The organism is Xanthomonas sp. SS (assembly GCF_014236835.1).
Lineage (GTDB): Bacteria > Pseudomonadota > Gammaproteobacteria > Xanthomonadales > Xanthomonadaceae > Xanthomonas_A.
This window is the reverse complement of record NZ_CP051190.1, coordinates 1,110,028-1,128,770: the sequence shown is the minus strand read 5'-3', so window position 1 is coordinate 1,128,770 and position 18,743 is coordinate 1,110,028. Positions and strand designations below refer to the sequence as shown.

The window sequence follows — 18,743 nt, the reverse complement described above, 5'->3', positions numbered from 1 at the left end:
TATCGATTACATGAGTAATCGAATCCGTTGTCAAGCGCTTTCGCCAACCGCGGAAACACGCGATTGCGGCGCTCGCCTAAGCTATGCCGCTATGACCGACTCCCTCGAAGACCTCGACGCCGCTGTCGAGTTGATCCTGCAGCGCATCCCCGGCCCACTGCGCATCGGCGCGCCGCTGGGCATCGGCAAGCCGCACCGCCTGCTCAACGCGCTGTACGACCGGGTCGCCGCCGATCCGCAGCGGCCGATGCAGCTCTACACCGCGCTGTCGCTGAACGCGCCGGCGCCCGGCGGCGGGCTGGAAGGCCGCTTCCTGCGCCCGTTCGTGCAGCGCCATTTCGGCGACGATTTCCCCCAGCTCAGGTACGTGCAGGCCCTGCAGCGCGATGCGCTGCCGGCGCATATCCAGGTGGAAGAGTTCTACATGCAATCCGGCGCGCTGCTGCGCTCGACGCAGGCGCAGCGCAACTACACCAGCCTCAACTACACGCATGCGGCCGATGCGGTGGCGCAGCGCGCGCCTAACCTGATCGTGCAGAAGGTGGCGCGCGAACCCGATAGCACCCGCCTGTCGTTCTCGTGCAACAACGACATCACCCAGGACACGCTGGACGCGGTGCGCCGGCGCGGCCTGCCGCGGCCGCTGCTGGTCGCCGAGGTCGATCCGCAGCTGCCTTGGATCGGTGGCAGCGCGGCGGTGGAGCCATCGTTCTTCGACGTGGTGGTGACCCCGCCGGGCCCGTATCCGCGCCTGTTCGGACTGCCGCGGCAACCGGTGGCCGATGCCGACTACGCCATCGGGCTGTATGCGAGCACGCTGGTGCGCGACGGCGGCACGCTGCAGATCGGCATCGGCACCCTGGCAGATGCGCTGTGCCACGCACTGGTGCTGCGGCACACCGACAACGCGCGCTACCGGCAGGTGCTGGCGGCGCTGGATCCGGAACTGGCAGCACACCCCGCGGTACAGGAATGCGGCGGACTCGCGCCGTTTTCGATCGGCCTGTTCGGCTGCAGCGAGATGCTCAACGAAGGCTTCCGCCAGTTGGTCCAGTGCGGCGTGATCCAGCGCAAGGTACTCGACGACGCGGAGCTGATGCAGCGCGTGGCCGATGGCAGCGCCGATGCCGGCGACCAGGCGCGGCTGCAGCGCGACGGCGAATACCTGCAGGGCGCGTTCTACCTCGGCTCGCCCGAGTTCTACGCCTGGCTGCGCGAGATGGCGCCGGAGGCGCTCGCCGGCATCGGCATGCACCGCATCAGCGCGATCAACCAGCTGTACGGCGACGAGCGCCTGCGCCGCCTGCAACGCCGCGAGGCGCGCTTCTTCAACTCGTGCATGATGGCCACCGCGCTGGGCGCGGCGGTGTCCGATGCGCTGGACGACGGCCGCGTGGTGTCCGGGGTCGGCGGCCAGTACAACTTCGTGGCGATGGCGCACGCGCTGGACGACGCGCGCAGCGTGCTGATGTTCCGCGCCATCCGCGGCGAAGCGCCCGCGCTGCACTCCAACGTGCGCTGGAACTACGGCCACACCACGATCCCGCGCCACCTGCGCGACATCTATCTCAACGAATACGGCATCGCCGACCTGCGCAGCATGACCGACGAAGACTGCATCGTCGGGATGATCGGCATCGCCGATGCGGCGTTCCAGCCTGCGCTGCTGGCCGAAGCCAAACAGGCCGGCAAGCTGTGCCCCGACGCCTTCGTGCGGCCGCACTGGCAGCGCAACCGCGCCGAACGCGTGCGCGCCGCGCTGGCCCCGTTCCGCGCCGACGGCACCCTGCCCGACTATCCGCTGGGCAGCGATTTCACCGAGGTCGAACAGCGCCTGCTGCGCGCGCTGGCCTGGCTCAAGCGCAATACCGCCAGCACCGGCACGAAGCTGGCCACCGTCGCACGCGCGCTGCTGTCGCGCGAGCCCGGCGATCCGGCCAGCCTGCAACGCATGGCGCTGGAGGCGCCGCGCAGTATCGGTGAGCGCGTGGAAGCGCGTCTGCTGGCCTACGCCCTGCGCCAGACCAGGTCGCCCTGAGAACCTAGCCGCAGCGGCGCGGCGAAACGGCACGGCGAGTCTGCGCCCCGGCCAGCGCCGAGGTCGCCGCATCGCAATTTCCGTCGCAGTCTGTCGCTTGCCGCGTTGCGGTCGCACTGAATGACGCAATGCAGCAATAGTTTGGAAAGATGCGCGTCAAGCTGACCCGCGATGATGATCGCACCACGTTCTTCGGCTTTGCCGCATGCGCCCCTGTTCACCTGTATCCCCGGCGCTGGAAACGGCCTGCCCCGCTCTGCCGCCTGCCGCGCGCCTGCACCGTCTCCGACGCGTCCTGCTCGGCCTGTTGACGATCGTCCCGCTCGCATTGCATGCCGCGCCGCGGCTCAACGAGCTGCAGTACATCGGCAGCCACAATAGCTACCACGCCGGTTTCGCGCCCAGCGAAGCGGCACTGTGGAAGCAGACCAATCCGGCGGTGTTCGCCAAGCTGGACTACCGCCATCCGCCGCTGACGCAGCAGTTCGACGACGGCGTCAGGCAGATCGAACTGGATATCTATGCCGACGCCGAGGGCGGCCGCTATGCGCATCCGGCGATCGCCGAGCAGATCGCCAAGGCCGGACTGCCGCCGGCGCCGGCCCACGCCGCGCCCGGCGTGATGGAAAAGCCGGGATTCAAGGTCATGCATGTGCAGGATCTTGACCAGCGCAGCACCTGCCAGCCGCTCATCGCCTGCCTGCAGGAAGTGAGCGCCTGGTCCAAGCGGCATCCGCGCCATCTGCCGATATTCGTGCTGCTGGAAACCGAGGAGTCGCCGTTGCAGTTGGCGTTCCCGACCGTGCAGCCCGAACCCTTCGATGCCAAGGCGATGGACGCGCTGGATGCGGAAATCCGCTCGGTATTCCGGCGCGGCGAGTACCTGAGTCCCGACCAGGTGCGCGGCAGCGCAGCCACGCTCAATGCCGCGATCCTCGAACATGGCTGGCCATCCCTGGACGAGGCGCGCGGCAAGATCGTGTTCCTGCTCGACCAGCATTCGGTGGGCCGGCACTACTTGCCCGGTCATGCGTCGTTGCGCGGCCGCGTGTGCTTCACCAATGCCATTCCCGGCGAAGACGATGCCGCCTTCACCGAGCGCAACGACGGCAGCGCCGAAGAGATCGCGCGCCTGGTGAAAGCGGGATATCTGGTGCGCACCCGCACCGATGCGGACCTGAAAGAACCGGCAAGCAACGACACCACGCGCCGCGACGGCATGCTCGCCAGCGGCGCACAGCTGCTCAGCACCGATTTCCCCGACCGCGAGCCGGCCGCTTCCGGCTACGTGGTGCGTTTCGATGGCGACGCGGCCGCGCGCTGCAATCCGCAATTCCCGAACGCACGCTGCGACGGCACCGATCTGACGCATTGAATCGGCGCCGCTCGCGCCGTTCGTACCGCACCACCTCCACACACCTGTCGCAATGGAACGCATGGGCGATGCAATCGCCTGCGCCCGCTTAGCCGGGGCCAGGGTACCCAAGCTCACCAACCGCGAGTTCTCTGCATGCCGTCCTTCCGTTCCATCAGCCGCCTGACCTACGCCATCAGTATCGCCCTGACGTTCTGCGCACCCGCCTTCGCGGAGGACGCGAGCCCACGTACCCCCACCACGCTGGACTCGGTCAACGTGCAGGCCGACCAGGCGCCCGCGCCCGGTTCGATCAACGAACAACGCCTGTCCGCCAGCGTCAACAGCGTGATGGACAAGGAGCAGATCGACGCGATTCCCTCGGCCGGCATCGCCGACGTGCTCGCGCACATGCCGGGGTTGTCGGCCTACAGCGACATGCACCTGGGCCAGGCCACCACCGGCGAGAACGCCTACGTCAGCATCCGCGGCATGGACGCCAGCTACAACGCCTACACCCTCAACGGCTTCGGCATGCCCGAAACCGATTCGTCGACCCGTGCGATCTCGTTGAACATGCTGGCCCCGTTCGGCATCCAGTCGGTGCAGGTGTCCAAGGCGCCGACGCCGGACATGCCCGGCGACGCGATCGGTGGCGCGATCGATATGCGCACCCCCAGCGCGTTCGACTTCAACGGCGATTTCTACGGCAAGACCACCGCGCAGGGCCAGTTCAACGCGCTGGCCTCGGACCTGGGCGGCAAGGACAAGGGCGGCACGCTGCAACAGGAACTGGCCTGGAAGTTCGGCGACAACCAGGCCTTCGGCCTCTACGTCGCCGCTTACTACGGCAAGAACAACAACATGGCGCAGGCGCCGGCGCCCAACAGCAAATACGTCCCGGTCGATCCGGCGCAGGCCAATGCCGTCGATCTGCGCGACGTGGGGCCATTGGTCAGCACCCGCTACAAGTACAGCGTCTACACCAGCCAGATCGAGCGCTATGGCGCCAATCTCGCGTTCGACTGGCAGGGCGAGCACAGCAAGCTGTACGCCCGCGCCATCTACGGCAGTTACGATGTCAGCGGGCAGCAGGACCAGTCCAGCGCGCGCCTGGAAACCTATTTGAACCAGCCCACGGCGGTGCGCGGCGGCTACTTCAACACGCACGACATCGGCGAAAAACTGGCCACGCTGCAACTGGGCGGCACGACCACGCTGGACCGCCTGCAATTCGACTACGGCACCTCGTTCGGCCGCGGCACCCGCAGCCGGCCGGACTACGTCTCGGCCAGCCTGTACGGCTTCACCCCCGGCAGCTTCGCCTTCGACCTCAGCGATCCGACCTATCCGGGCATCGGCCCCAGCTCCGACGCGCTGAAGAATTACTTCTACAACCTGGACTCGTCCTTGCTGTGGAAGGTGCAGGGCCATGATGCCGGCAGCCACGACAACCGGATCAATGCGCATACCGACATCACCTACCGGGTGGACGACAGCGTGCTGGACAGCGTCAAGGTCGGGCTGTCGGCCGACCACGCCGACCGCGGCGCCTACGACCATCCGTTCTTCCACAAGGACGGCAACTTCGTCTCCAACGGCCCCTACTTCGGCGGCCCCAACTACGCCTTCCCCACCGCCGGCGGCCCGCCGCTGAGCGCGATCCCGGGGCGGGTGACCTACGGCGCCTTCGATGGCCACTATGCCGGCCCGTTCAAGATCCTGGACCGCAGCTGGATGCTGGCGCAGGCCGTGCCCTACAAGTACATCGACGATCCCAAGGGCGCCGGCGTCTACACCGCCAACGACTACAACGCCAACACCACCTCCAGCACCGAAGCGATCTATTCCGGCTATGCGATGGCCACGCTGCACGTCGGCGAGGTGACCGTGCTGCCCGGTGTGCGCTACGAACTGACCCGCTACTCGGCCGATTCCTGGCAATCCAGCGGCGATGGCGTCAATGGCCAGTTCGTCGGCAACGGCCGCACCTACGGCGAGGTGCTGCCGGGCATCAGCCTCAACTATCGCCCGGACGACCTCACCGTCTACCGCGCCTCGCTGCGGCGCAGCTTCAGCCGCCCGGCGTTCGGCCTGATTTCCGGCGAGACGGTCTACACCATCGACCCCAACAACACGGTCATCGGCATTTCCAAGCCCAATCCCGACCTCAATCCGAGCAAGGCCGACAACGCCGACCTGTCCGCGGAGTTCTACGACGCCCACGGCGGCGTGCTCAGCGCGGCGGCCTACTACAAGCGCATCACCGGCTTCGTCTACACCTCGCAGTCGGCCACCAGCAACGACAACACGCTCGGCGGCCTGGTTCCCACCGGCACCACGTTCGAGAACGGCGTGCCGGTGACCATGCCGCAGAACGGCGGCACCGCCAAGCTCTACGGCGTGGAGTTGGCGCTGAGCAAGCGCCTGCAGGATCTGCCCGGTTTCTGGGGCAATTTCGGCGCCACCGCCAACCTCACCCTGCAGCACAGCTCGGCCGACAGCAAGCGCGCCGACCAGCCGGAAAACACCTGGTTGCCGCGCGCACCGGAGCGCATCTACAACCTGGACCTGTTCTACGACGACACCAAGCTGCGTGCGGACCTGAGCTACAACTACACCGGCCTGCAACTGCTCGGCCTGACCAGCGACCGACTCAACTACTACCTGCAGCCGGTGAAGTCGCTGGACTTGAACGCCACCTACCACCTGCCGCACGGCATCGACGTGGGCGTGTCGGCCAAGAACCTGCTCAATGCGGCCACGTTCTACGAGACCCAGGGCAAGTCCACGCGCTACATGGCCTACGATCCCGGCGCCGACGGCGCCTATGTCGAGACCGGCCGGGTGTACATGCTGACGCTGGGCTACACCTACTGAGCGCTGCCTGCCTCCGGCGTATCGCGCCGGAGGCCTCGCGCCTTCGATCTCGAAGGCGACGGATGCGCGGCCCGGCAGTGCCGGCCGCGCTTCGGTCAGCGGACAGCCAGTCATTTCACGCTGGCTAGTCGCGGCGCTTAGGCATGGTGGCGGGAATTCATGCCGGAGTCGCCGATGTCCCGCCTATCGCTTCCACTTACCTGCCTTGCCGTGCTGCTCGCAAGCGCAGTCGGCAACGCATCGGCGCAACCGCCCGCCAAGGCCGCGGCCTCCAGCGCAGCCCCGGACAGCGGCGAGCGTTCGCCGCTGCACGCGCAAGTGCTGCTGGACCGCGCGCACTTCTCCCCGGGCGAGATCGACGGCCAGCCAGGCTCCAACCAGCGCCGCGCCGTCTCCGGCTTCCAGCAGGCGCGCGGGCTGACCGCAAACGGCGAACTCGACGACGCCACCTGGCAGGCGCTGGCGCAGGACGCCGCGCCCGCGCTGGTCGCCTACACGCTCACCGCCGAGGACGTCGCCGGCCCGTTCCCCAAGATTCCCGAGGACACCGCGGAGAAAGCCAAGCTGCCGGCGCTGGGCTACGAATCGGTGGAAGAGCGTCTGGGCGAACGCTTCCACTCCGCGCCTGCGCTGTTGCGCGCGCTCAACCCGTCGGTCGACTTCAGCCAGGCCGGCGGCAGCGTGCAGGTGCCGAACGTGCTCGGCACCGCCGCGCTGCCGAAGGCGGCCAAGCTGGTGGTCGACAAATCCGACTCCACCGTGCGCCTGCTCGACGCCGGCGGCGCGATCCTGGCCCAGTTCCCCGCATCCACCGGCAGCGAGCACGACCCGCTGCCGATCGGCGATTGGAAGATCAAGGGCGTGGTGCGGCAGCCGACCTTCCACTACAACCCCAAGCTGTTCTGGGACGCCGACAAGTCCGACAAGAAGGCCACACTGGCCGCAGGCCCGAACAATCCGGTCGGCGAGGTGTGGATCGATCTGTCCAAGGACCACTACGGCCTGCATGGCACGCCGGATCCGGCGCGGGTCGGCAAGGCGCAATCGCATGGCTGCGTGCGCCTGACCAACTGGGATGCGCTGACCGTGGCCGCTGCGGTGAACGCATCGGTGCCGGTGACGATGCAGGAGTGAGCGGATGAAGACCCTGCTCAGCCTGGCGGCGCTGGTGATGGCGGTAGCGCTCGGCTACTGGGTGCTGCGCGCCGGCGTGCAGGTGCGCCCCAGCGCTGCCCATGCCGACGATGCGGCGGCCACGCCGGCGATGTCGCCCGCCGCAGCGCCGGCAACGGCGCCGGCGCAGCGGGAGGCGCTTACCCTGGTGCCTGCCCCCGTGGCGACGGACGCCGCACCGGCGGCGCAGCCTGCCGCGGCCGCAGAGGCCCCCGCGGCTGCGCCGGCGAACGCTTCCGATGACCTGCTGATCCCGGTACAAGGCGTGCGCCGCGACCAGTTGCAGGACACCTTCACCGACGCGCGCAGCCAGGGCCGCCGCCACGACGCGATCGACATCCTGGCGCCGGCCGGCACGCCGGTGCTGGCGGTAGCCGACGGCAGCGTGGAGAAGCTGTTCGACAGCGAACGCGGCGGCCTCACCGTGTACCAGTTCGAACCCAGCGGCCGCTACGCCTACTATTACGCGCACCTGCAGCGCTACGCGGATGGACTGGCGGAGAAACAGACGATCCGCCGCGGCCAGGTGCTCGGCTATGTCGGCAGCACCGGCAATGCCGATCCCGGCGCGCCGCACCTGCATTTCGAGATCCACCGGCTGGGCCCGGAAAAGCAGTGGTGGAAGGGCGAATCGCTCAATCCGTATCCGCTGCTGCGCGGCGAGCAGCGGTTGTAGGCGCAGGCGCGGCCTGAAGTTGCGTCTCCACAGGCTGCGCGAGCGCAGGCACGTCCGCATCGTGTCTGGATCCGCCGATGGCCGAACGCCTTGAAACGCAGGCCTCCGCCCCACCGACGCTTGCCTGCGCAGCCGCTCCCGCAGTACGCCCACGCAAGGCGCTCTGCGCCATTGCCGGCGGCAATCGAAAAACCGCAGCTTGAACCGCACCGGACCGGTGAGCCGGCTTTCGGGCCGCCGCCGGGGTCGCCGGCCGGCCCGCCATGTCATTCGCGTGTAAAATTCCCGGTTTTACCCAGAAGCAATGGCGAAAGCTCTTCCACGGCCGCCTGTCCCGGGCCCGGCGTTCATTCGCCTCCTCGCACGTCTCACCGACGCCGACATCGCGCCGTCCAGCCCCGCGCTGGCCGACCGGCTCGGCCAATGGATCGACTGGACGCGTGCCGTGGCCGTGTCCAGGGCGCTGGACGGCAGGCCGACCGCCATCGACGCCGACGCGCCGTTCGAGGGCGTCGACGCACACGAGTGCGCGCGCGTGCGCAGCGCGCTGGAGGAGGCGATTTCCAGCGACACCGCCGCGGACGCCGGCAAGCAAGGCCCCCGGCCTGGCCACGCCGCCGACGCGAACGCGCCGCTCGACTATGCGCCGTTCCGCCAGCGCTACCTGGCGCTGCAGCGCTCGATGCTGACCGCGACCGGCCGCCTGCGTGGCCAGCTGCGCGACACACTGGCGCGCACGTCGGCCGACATGGCGCGGCTGGCGGACGTGGATGCGGTCATGGAGCTGACCCTGAGTCCGCGCGAACAGACCCTGCTGGCGGCCGTGCCGGCGCTGCTGCAACAGCATTTCGAACGCCTGCGCGACACCGAGCCCGCCGCGGCGGCCGATACGCACACGGCGGACACCGCTCAGGCACCGACCGCCAACGCCTGGCTGGACGTGTTCCGCCAGGACATGCGCAACGTGCTGCGCGCCGAGCTGGACGTCCGCTTCCATCCCATCGACGCGCTGCTCGCAGCGCTGCGCCCCCGCTGACCGAGACATCATGTTCAAGAACTTCTTCAATTCCGTCGTGTTCCTGGCCGGCCTCGCCGCCGTGTGCTGGATCGGCGTGGGCTACCTCGGCAACAATCCGCTAGGCGTCTCCTTCGCGCTGCTGATCGGCGCGTGCTACGTGGCCGGCGCGCTGGAGCTGTACCGCTACCAGCAGGCCACGGTCACGCTGGTCCATGCCGTGGACGACGCGGAGGCGGCGCGGTCCGACCTGGGCGGCTGGCTGCAACGCCTGGATCCGAGCCTGCGCAACGCGGTGCGCCTGCGCATCGACGGCGAGCGCGTGGCCTTGCCGGCGCCGGGGCTGACCCCGTACCTGGTCGGCCTGCTGGTCCTGCTGGGCATGCTCGGCACCTTCCTGGGCATGATGGCGACCCTGCGCGGTACCGGCCTGGCGCTGGAAAGCGCGACCGACCTGCAGGCCATCCGCGACTCGCTGGCCGCACCGGTCAAGGGCCTGGGCTTCGCGTTCGGCACCTCCATCGCCGGCGTGGCCAGCTCGGCGATGCTCGGCTTGCTCGCCGCACTTTGCCGGCGCGAGCGGCTGCAGGCGGTGCAAGCGCTCGACCTGGCCATCGCGACCACGCTGCACGTCCATTCGCAGGCGTTCCAGCGCAGCGAAGCGTTCAAGCTGCTGCAGCGGCAGACCGAATTGATGCCGGCCTTGATCGACCGGCTGCAGGCGATGGCAGCCGGCATCGAGCAACAGGGCGCGGCCAGCGGCGAACGCCTGGCCAGCAACCAGGACGCCTTCCACGCCAGGACCGAGGCCGCCTACACGCGCCTGGCCGGCGCGGTGGAGCAGTCGCTGCAGGCCGGCGTCGCGGAGAACGCGCGCGCGCTCGGCGCGGCACTGCAGCCGGTGATGCAGGCCACCCTGGACGGTCTGGCGCGCGAAACCGCCACGCTGCACGAGCACGTCGGCCAGGCCGTGCAGCGCCAGCTGGACGGCCTGGCCAGCGGCTTCGAGAACGCCGCCGCGCGCGCCGCACAGGCGTGGGATGCCGCACTGGCCGGCCAGCGCGATACCAACCAGGCGCTGGTCCAGGATCTGCGCAGCGCGCTGGAAGGCTTCGGCGACAGCTTCGCGACGCGCTCGAACGGCGTGCTGGATGCCGTGTCGGCGCGCCTGGACGCCACTGCGGATGGCGCCAAGCAGGCCTGGAACGATGCGCTGTCGCGCCAGCAAGAGATCAACGCGCAATTGGCGGAGCGCAACGCGCAGGCGCTGGATGCCATCTCGGTGCGCCTGGATGCCACGGCGGATGGCGCCAAGCAGGCCTGGAGCGATGCGCTGTCGCGCCAGGAAGCGATCAACGCGCAGTTGGCGGAACGTAACGCACAGGCGCTGGACGCGATCTCGGTACGCCTCGACGCCACCGCCGATGGCGCCAAGCAGGCCTGGGGCGATGCGCTGTCGCGCCAGGAGGACGTCAACGCCGCCCTGGCCAAGCGCAACGCGCAGGCGCTGGACGCGGCCGCGGCGACGCTGGAGCAACGCGCGGCGGCGCTGGTCGAGGCCATGCAGCATTCCCACGAACAATCGCAGGACGCGCTGCAAGCGCGCGACCACGCGCGCCTGGCCACGTGGACCGACACGTTCGCCGCGATGGTCGCCGGCTTGAACGCGGACTGGGAGCGCAACGGCGAGCGCATCGCGCAGCGCCAGCAGGACATCTGCGACACCCTCGAACGCACCGCAGGCGCGATCGCGGCGCAGACCCAGGCGCATGCCAGCGAGACCATCGCCGAGATCTCGCGCCTGGTGCAGACCGCCTCGGAAGCGCCCAAGGCCGCCGCCGATGTCGTCGCCGAACTGCGCCAGAAACTCTCCGAGAGCATGGTCCGCGACACCGCCATGCTGGAAGAGCGCAGCCGCCTGCTGGACACGCTGCACACCTTGCTCGACGCGGTGAACCACGCCTCCACCGAGCAACGTACCGCGGTGGACGCCCTGGTCACCACCTCGGCCGACCTGCTCGAACGCGTCGGCACCCGCTTCACCGACCACATCGAAGCGGAGACCGGCAAGCTCGAATCGGTCGCCGCGCAGGTCGCGGTCGGGGCCACCGAGGTGGCGAGTCTGGGTGATGCATTCGGCGGCGCGGTGGAGGCGTTCGGGCAATCGAACGCGGCACTGCTGGAGCGCCTGCAGGGCATCGAGCAGGCGCTGGACAAGTCGCTCGCGCGCAGCGACGAGCAACTGGCCTATTACGTGGCCCAGGCGCGCGAAGTCATCGACCTGAGCATGCTGTCGCAGAAGCAGATCATCGAGGAATTGCGCCAGCTGCCCGGCCAGCACGCCGACGGCGGGGCCGAAGCGGCATGAGCGACGAGCTGGAAATCGACGCCGAATCAGGCGCGCCGATCTGGGCCGTGTTCGGCGACCTGATGTCGGTGTTGCTGGGTGCGTTCGTGCTGATCCTGATCGGCGTGATCGGCGTGCAACTGCAGCTGTCGAACAAGTTGGACGAGGAAGTCCGGCAACGGCAGGCCGAGGCGCGGCAACGCAAGACCCTGGAACAGGCGCTGGCCGCGCCGCTGGCGGCAGGCCGGGTGACCCTGGTCGATGGCCGCATCGGCATCCGCGGCAGCGTGCTGTTCGCGCTCAATTCCGACCAGTTGCAGCCGGAGGGACGCGAGGTGCTCAAGAGCCTGGCCGCGCCGCTGGCCGGTTACCTCAAGGCGCGCGGCGAGATCCTGATGGTCAGCGGCTTCACCGACGACCGCCAGGTGCGCGACAGCAACCGCCAATTCGCCGACAACTGGGAACTGTCGGCGCAGCGCGCGCTGACCGTGACCCGTGCGCTGATCGACGAAGGCGTGCCGGCCGACGCGGTGTTCGCCGCCGCGTTCGGCGCGCAGCAACCGGTCAGCCCGAACACCGACGAAGCCGGACGCGCCAGCAACCGGCGCGTGGAAATGGCGCCGCTGCCGAAGCTGTCCACCTCTGCCGCGCGAGCGCATGCGCGATAACGCGACATCCGCGAGCGAATTGCTCGGCGCATGGCGGCAGCGACACGCCGAGCGCATGGATCCGCTGCGCTTCCGCTTCATCGAAGCGCTGGCGCGGCGCGTCGATGCGCATCATGGCCAAGCGCGGCGCCTGCTCGAGCAGAAACTGTCCGTGCTGCTCGACGCCTATGCCGCGGACCTGGCCAGGATGTCGGCCGCGACGACCGCCGACGTCGATGCCCATGACGCTATCGATACCGACAGCGAGGCTGTCGCCGTCGCCGTCGTCGCCGATGCCGCGACCGCGCGCAGCCCGCTCGGCGAACTGCTGCAGCGGTTCGCCGGCGGCACCGCGCATGACGCGCATGACGCGAATCACGCGAGTAGCGCGAGTGGCGCGGCAAATGCCATGCCGCCGCAGCCTGCGCAGCCACTGCCCGCACTCGATGATGCGCGCAGACTGTGGACCGAGTTGCGCAGCCGCAGCCAGCTGCGGCAATCGCTGCAGCATGCCCCTGCCGATGCCGGCCCGCTGAATTCCGGCGTGCTGGTGCACCGCGCGCTGGCGCTGATGCGCACCCTGTCGCCGGGCTATCTGCAGCATTTCCTGGCCTACGTCGACGCGCTGTCGTGGCTGCAGCAGATGCACGACCATGACGTTCTCGCGACGCAACAGAAGCCCGGCGGCGCCATCGGCAAGAAGCCGACGCGCGGCAAGCCGCGCAAGCGCAGCTGAAACGCGGCCGCGCCCGATTGGCGCATAGATCCCTTGTAGGAGCGGCTTTAGCCGCGACCCGCGTTACCGACAATGCCTGTCGCGGCTAAAGCCGCTCCTACAGAAGCCGCGCCACTACACCGCGACAACGCAAGCACGCACACAAGAAAAAGGTCGGCTGCGCCGGCCTTTTCCGTACCGCGGAAGACGCCGCGTTACAACGCCTTCGCCGCCGCGACCACGTGCTCGGCGGTGATCTCGAAGTACTTGTACAGCTCGTCGGCCGGTGCAGAGGCGCCGAACGTGTCGATGCCGACCACCGCACCGTCCAGGCCCACGTACTTGCGCCAGAAACCGGTGACGCCGGCTTCCACCGCCACGCGCTTGCGCACCGCGTTCGGCAGCACCGATTCGCGATAGGCCGCGTCCTGGCGGTCGAACACGTCGGTCGAGGGCATCGACACCACGCGAGTCTTCAGGCCCGCGGCATCCAGCACCTTCTTCGCCTCAACGGCCAGGCCCACTTCCGAACCGGTGCCGATCAGGATCACGTCCGGCGCGCCGCCCTCGGCATCGGCCAGCACGTAGCCGCCGCGTTCGATCTGCTTGATCTGCGTGTCGCTGCGCGCCTGGAACGGCAGGTTCTGGCGGCTGAACACCAGGCAGCTCGGGCCGTCCTGGCGGGTGATCGCGGCCTTCCAGCTCACCGCCGACTCGACGGTGTCGCACGGGCGCCACACGTCGTTGTTGGGGATGTAGCGCAGCGAGGCCAGGTGTTCCACCGGCTGATGGGTCGGGCCGTCTTCGCCCAGGCCGATCGAATCGTGGGTGTAGACGTGGATCGCATGCGCCGGGTTCAACGCGCTCATGCGCACGCCGTTGCGCGCGTAGTCGCTGAACACCAGGAAGGTGGCGTCGAACGGGATGAAGCCGCCGTGCAGCGCAAGACCATTGGCAATCGCGGTCATGCCGAACTCGCGCACGCCGTAGTACACGTAGTTGGCGTTCGGGTCGTCGGTGGCGACCGACTTGCTGGCCTTCCACAGGGTCAGGTTGGAATGCGCCAGGTCGGCCGAGCCGCCGACCAGTTCCGGCAGCAGCGGCGCGAACGCCTCGATCGCCATCTGCGAGGCCTTGCGCGAGGCGATGGTCTGCGCTTCGCTCGCCTGCTTGGCGATGTAGGCGTCGGCCTGGGCGATGAAGTCCTCCGGCAGTTCGCCGTGCGAACGGCGGGTCAGCTCCGCGGCTTCGGCCGGGAACTGCTTGGCGTACTTGTCGAACGCCTGCTCCCACTCGGCCTGGCGCAGCGTGCCGGCGCCACCGGCGCGCCAGCCGTCGTAGATCTCCTGCGGGATCTCGAACGGGCCGTACGGCCAGTCCAGCGCCTTGCGCGCGCCTTCCAGTTCGTCCTTGCCCAGCGGCGCGCCGTGCGAGGATTCCTTGCCGGCCTTGCTCGGCGCACCGAAGCCGATGGTGGTGCGGCAGCAGATCAGGGTCGGCTTGTCGCTCTCGCCGATGGCGGCCTCGATCGCGGCCTTGATCGCGTCGGCATCCTGGCCGTCGACATCGCGCAGCACGTGCCAGCCATAGGCCTCGAACCGCGCCGGGGTGTTGTCGCTGAACCAGCCGGCGGTGTTGCCGTCGATGGAGATATGGTTGTTGTCCCAGAACGCGACCAGTTTGCCCAGGCCCCAGGTGCCGGCCAGCGAGGCGGCTTCGTGCGAGATGCCTTCCATCATGCAGCCGTCGCCCATGAACACCCAGGTGCGGTGGTCGACGATCTGGTGCTCGGGGCGGTTGTAGCGCTGCGCCAGCAGCTTCTCGGCCAGCGCGAAACCGACCGCGTTGGCGAAGCCCTGGCCGAGCGGGCCGGTGGTGGTCTCCACCCCGGGGGTCTCGCTGCGCTCGGGGTGGCCGGCGGTCTTGCTGTGAAGCTGGCGGAAACGCTTCAGCTGCTCCAGCGGCAGGTCGTAGCCGGACAGGTGCAGCAGCGCGTACTGCAGCATCGAACCGTGGCCGTTGGAGAGCACGAAGCGGTCGCGGTTGAACCACTTCGGATTGTTCGGATTGTGGCTGAGGAAGTCGTTCCACAGCACTTCGGCGATGTCGGCCATGCCCATCGGCATGCCGGGATGGCCGGACTTGGCGGCCTCGACCGCATCGGCGGCGAGGAAGCGGATCGCGTTGGCGAGCTGGCGGCGAGTAGGCGTGGTCATGTGAGTTCTATTGGACAGGGAACGGGCGCGGGGGCGTCGGGTCCACCATTGTCCCACAGCCCGAAGCGCAGGACAGTCACCGGACCTGGACGCGCGACGGCGGCGGCCTCGGACGCCGCCGCACTAGGCCGATCAGCCGATTGCAGCCGCCCGTGGCGCGGCGTCGTTGCCTTCGCCCTTCGCCACCAGGGTGGTCAGCGCCAGGTCGCCGGTCACGTTCAGCGCCGTGCGGCACATGTCCAGGAAATGGTTGACGCCCAGGATCATGCCGATGCCAACCGGGTCCACCCCGACCATCGCGCAGATCAGCGCCACCACCGGCAGCGAGCCGGACGGCACGCCGGCGGTGCCGATGCCGCCGAGGATGCACACCAGCATCACCATGAACTGCTGCGCGATGCTCAGCTCCACGCCGAAGAACTGGGCGAGGAAGATCACGGTGACGCCCTCGAACAGCGCGGTGCCGTTCTGGTTGGCAGTGGCGCCGACGGTCAGCACGAAGCGCGACACCTTGCTCGGCAGGCCCATCTCGTCGGCCACGCGCAGCGCGGTGGGCAAGGTGGCGTTGCTGGAGGCGGTGGAGAACGCCATCACCGTGGCCTCGCGGGTGGCGCGGAAGAACGCCAGCGGCGAGCGCCCGGCCAACTTCACCGCCAGCCCGTAGGTCACCACCATGTGCAGGCCCAGCGCCAGCACCACCACGCCGACGTAGGCACCGAGGCGGATCAACAGTTCGAAGCCGAACAGCGCCGCCAGGTTGAACATGAAGCAGGCCACCGCGTACGGCGCCAGGCGGATCACCAGCCCGATCAGGGTCATCGAGATCTCGAACACGCCTTCGATGCCGCGCCGCAGCGTCGCCACCTTGGCGTCGTCGCTGAGCACCATGCCCACGCCGAACATCACCGCGAAGAACATCAGCGACAGGATCGCGCCGTTGCTGGAGGCGGCGGCGACCACGTTGTCGGGCACGATCGACAGCAGCATGTCCATCCCGCGCGGCTGCTGCTTGCTCTGGTCGACGATCTGCGCGGCACGCTCCGCGTTCTGCTGCAGCAGTTGCTGCGCCAGTGCGTGGTCCACGCCGATGCCCGGCTTGAGCACGTTGACCAGCACCAGCCCGAGCAGCACGGCGATGCCGGACAGCACCACCGTATAGCCGAGCGTCTTCCAGCCGATCCGGCCCAGCGCGCGGATGTCGCCCATCTCGGAAATGCCCATCACCAGCGCCGAGAACAGCAGCGGCACGATCAGCATGAAGATCAGGCTGAGGAACAGCTTGGACAACGGCGTGGTCAGGTACGTGGTCAACGCCTGCACCCAGGCCGCATCGCCGCCCACGCTCATGTGCACGGCCAGGCCGAACACCAGCCCGAAAGCGAAGCCGATCGCCATTTTCCAATGCAAAGGCATGCCGGTCTTGGCCTTCACGGGGGTGTCGGTCATGGTGTGTGCCTTGCAGGAAAGAACCGCGAGCTTAACAAACCCGCACCGGTGGCCCGCAAGCGTGCGCGGGCGGCGAGCGAGGCGCGCACAGGCGCGGTGGCATGCCGATCCGTGCCCTAGAGCGTGGTCACGTCGTCCACCACGCAGAAATGCGCGATGCCGACCGGCCTCACCATCCCGCTCTTGCCGCGTCGATCTTCCGCGCAGCCCCGCGCTCTACCGTCACACGCAGTGCTTCGCGCCGAAGGCATGCCGGTAACGTGGCGCGTAGTTGGCCTGGACGCACGATAACCGCGCCTGCCGCTGGACCCGCGGCGCCGTCCGCGCTCGCTGCCGAACTACATCCACTACGCGTCCTGCATCGTCCAGCAGACATTCGCCGAGAACTCGCGCAACCTGTGCAAGCGCAGGGCGTACCTCTTTGGGAGCAGGTCGCAGCGAGGCGATTCGACGTAATTCCTCGATCGCAGCGACCATCGCTGGAGGCGCAGCCGGCGATCAGCAGTGCATCGCACATGCCGCCAACCGTGCCCCGTACGCAGAGATGCGGCCATAGCTGGGCGTATCGGCCATGCTGCAACTAGAAACTGGCACACGGCTTGGAATAATTGGCAGCCGAATCTTTTTATTGTGCCGGAAATCTTATTTCCGGCATTGCTGGATAGCTAAATTGAAGCGCGGGGACAGCACTGGAATCAGTCCCCTCGAGCATTTCGCTCGACGCCAATATCGGCACAAAGAAAGGAAACCCATGAAGAAGACTCTGTTCGCCCTGACGTTGGCTACCGCCGCCTTGACTGGCACAGCAACGACGGCGAAGGCCGAGAATGAAATCTGGCAACGCGCATCCGGTACCGAGTGGGCAGGCGGGTTGGCGGGCAAGGCGCACCAACCCAAGGGCTACTATCTATTCAATGAAGGTCACGGCAGCGCGGTGGACTTTCCGCTGCACGCACTGTGGGACGTGAATGCCTTCACTCAGGCCGGCGCACCTGTACAAGCGGCGAATCAAGCCAGCTTCAATGCCACCCACTATGGCAGTACGAGCTTCAACATGGGAGGAGGCAAGGCGGGCGTATTCTTGAATACCTACGCGCATGACGGCGCTGTCGACTACAAGATGGACGGCGCATTCGGGGGCTCGCTGGACAACAACCAGATCCACAACTGGTCCTTTGGACCCAATAGTCGAGTGTGCTTTGCGGCGCGGCACAAGGTGACCTACTTCTCCGGAGAGAGCGACCCCAAGGTGCAAAGCTACTTTTCGGTCTTCATCCAGGACACCAGGCTGGGCAAGAACATCAACTTGACGATCAAACTTTGGGCCAACCGGAACGAAGGCACCGGTGAAGGCTGGGGCAACGCCGAAGTAGGCCGCTACATGTATTCGCTGGCCAAGGAGAATGGTCTATTCACGACGAAAGCGCCTGGTTCGGACGATTCCGTCATCGGCCGGGTCCCGCTCAACGAAGAGCGTTTCTACCACACCTGCATCACCCGTCAAAACCTCGCGAACATGGTCCAGGCTTACAACGAAGGCCTGCCGGAACAGCTGAAAGCCAGCTGGGATTTGAACGATTACCGGGTGGACGGGGTATTTGCCCAGACCGAGGCCATGGACCTGCGGCACATCGCAGCCGGCAATGATCCCAACACTTGGGTGCTGGGGCCAGTCAGGCAGGAAGGCATGCTGAAAGTGGGTGTTCTTTGGTCGGACCATTCGGTCATCACCCGGTATTGAAATTTGGCGCCTTGCCCTACCGTAGCTGATGAGCGCGCCTTGCCGCTTACAAGCCATCAACGCTCGCATCCGGCATAGACGCAGGACGTCGGATCGAGGCAATGGCCGACAACAGCCATGTTCGAATCATCTCCTTGGACGCGGACGGGCGGTGCCGGCGAGACCGGCCCGCCCTCCAAGGCGAACAGCCGCTGCGCCGTATCAGACTTCAACGTGGGCGGTGCCGGTGAAGAAGCCGAACCCCGGCAGCAGCGTCGGCTGCGGGGGCGATGCCGAAGCACGGCTAACGCACGGCGTCGCGCGCGGCCCCGCAGCACCGCGGACGGGCGCACGTGACTGGCCAGCACATGGCGTGGGATGGGGTCTGCGGACGGTGGCAGCACGCGAGCGGCCGGCGGACCAGAGCGCATCCACCGCCGCTGTGCCCAGGGCCGTTAGCGGGGCGCTTGCATAGCGGTCGTAGTTGCCGCGTACCAGCGCCATCTCGGCCGTGGC

12 protein-coding genes are annotated in these 18,743 nt (G+C 67.9%); 10 read left to right on the top strand and 2 right to left on the bottom strand.

The window, feature by feature from the left end:
• Positions 1 to 91: 91 nt before the first annotated feature.
• The 9 genes from HEP74_RS04740 (at position 92) to HEP74_RS04700 (ending at position 12,866) form a co-directional block, all read left to right on the top strand.
• A complete protein-coding gene (locus HEP74_RS04740) occupies positions 92 to 2,038 on the top strand; it encodes an acetyl-CoA hydrolase/transferase C-terminal domain-containing protein (RefSeq protein ID WP_185815420.1) in 1,947 nt (648 codons plus the stop codon).
• A gap of 205 nt (positions 2,039 to 2,243) precedes the next feature.
• On the top strand, positions 2,244 to 3,413 hold the full coding sequence (locus HEP74_RS04735) for a phosphatidylinositol-specific phospholipase C1-like protein (protein WP_185815419.1): 1,170 nt from the start codon (positions 2,244 to 2,246) through the stop codon (positions 3,411 to 3,413).
• 135 nt (positions 3,414 to 3,548) lie between these two features.
• The gene (locus HEP74_RS04730; protein WP_185815418.1) at positions 3,549 to 6,272 is read left to right on the top strand and encodes a TonB-dependent receptor; all 2,724 of its coding nucleotides are present in this window, start codon (positions 3,549 to 3,551) and stop codon (positions 6,270 to 6,272) included.
• A 174-nt stretch (positions 6,273 to 6,446) separates the two neighbouring features.
• Complete coding sequence (locus HEP74_RS04725) at positions 6,447 to 7,406, top strand: L,D-transpeptidase family protein (RefSeq protein ID WP_185815417.1); 960 nt, start codon at positions 6,447 to 6,449, stop codon at positions 7,404 to 7,406.
• A gap of 4 nt (positions 7,407 to 7,410) precedes the next feature.
• Entirely contained in the window at positions 7,411 to 8,121 is a 711-nt protein-coding gene (locus tag HEP74_RS04720) for a M23 family metallopeptidase (protein ID WP_185815416.1), read from the top strand.
• Positions 8,122 to 8,425: 304 nt separating this feature from the next.
• Entirely contained in the window at positions 8,426 to 9,157 is a 732-nt protein-coding gene (locus HEP74_RS04715) for a DUF3348 domain-containing protein (protein ID WP_185815415.1), read from the top strand.
• A gap of 10 nt (positions 9,158 to 9,167) precedes the next feature.
• Entirely contained in the window at positions 9,168 to 11,504 is a 2,337-nt protein-coding gene (locus HEP74_RS04710; RefSeq protein WP_185815414.1) for a DUF802 domain-containing protein, read from the top strand.
• The gene (locus HEP74_RS04705) at positions 11,501 to 12,151 is read left to right on the top strand and encodes an OmpA family protein (protein ID WP_185815413.1); all 651 of its coding nucleotides are present in this window, start codon (positions 11,501 to 11,503) and stop codon (positions 12,149 to 12,151) included. The genes HEP74_RS04710 and HEP74_RS04705 overlap by 4 nt, the downstream gene beginning before the upstream one ends.
• Positions 12,141 to 12,866: a DUF2894 domain-containing protein gene (locus HEP74_RS04700; RefSeq protein WP_185815412.1), complete on the top strand. Its 726-nt coding sequence runs from the start codon at positions 12,141 to 12,143 to the stop codon at positions 12,864 to 12,866. The genes HEP74_RS04705 and HEP74_RS04700 overlap by 11 nt, the downstream gene beginning before the upstream one ends.
• A gap of 194 nt (positions 12,867 to 13,060) precedes the next feature.
• Here the strand turns inward: HEP74_RS04700 and tkt are convergent, their stop codons facing one another.
• Both tkt and HEP74_RS04690 read right to left on the bottom strand, forming a co-directional pair.
• A complete protein-coding gene (tkt, locus tag HEP74_RS04695) occupies positions 13,061 to 15,061 on the bottom strand; it encodes a transketolase (RefSeq protein WP_185815411.1) in 2,001 nt (666 codons plus the stop codon).
• Between the two features lie 132 nt (positions 15,062 to 15,193).
• On the bottom strand, positions 15,194 to 16,507 hold the full coding sequence (locus HEP74_RS04690) for a dicarboxylate/amino acid:cation symporter (RefSeq protein ID WP_185815410.1): 1,314 nt from the start codon (positions 16,505 to 16,507) through the stop codon (positions 15,194 to 15,196).
• A 751-nt stretch (positions 16,508 to 17,258) separates the two neighbouring features.
• Here HEP74_RS04690 and HEP74_RS04685 point away from each other — a divergent pair.
• Positions 17,259 to 18,248, top strand: a complete 990-nt coding sequence (locus tag HEP74_RS04685) for a hypothetical protein (protein ID WP_185815409.1) — start codon at positions 17,259 to 17,261, stop codon at positions 18,246 to 18,248.
• Positions 18,249 to 18,743: the final 495 nt, after the last annotated feature.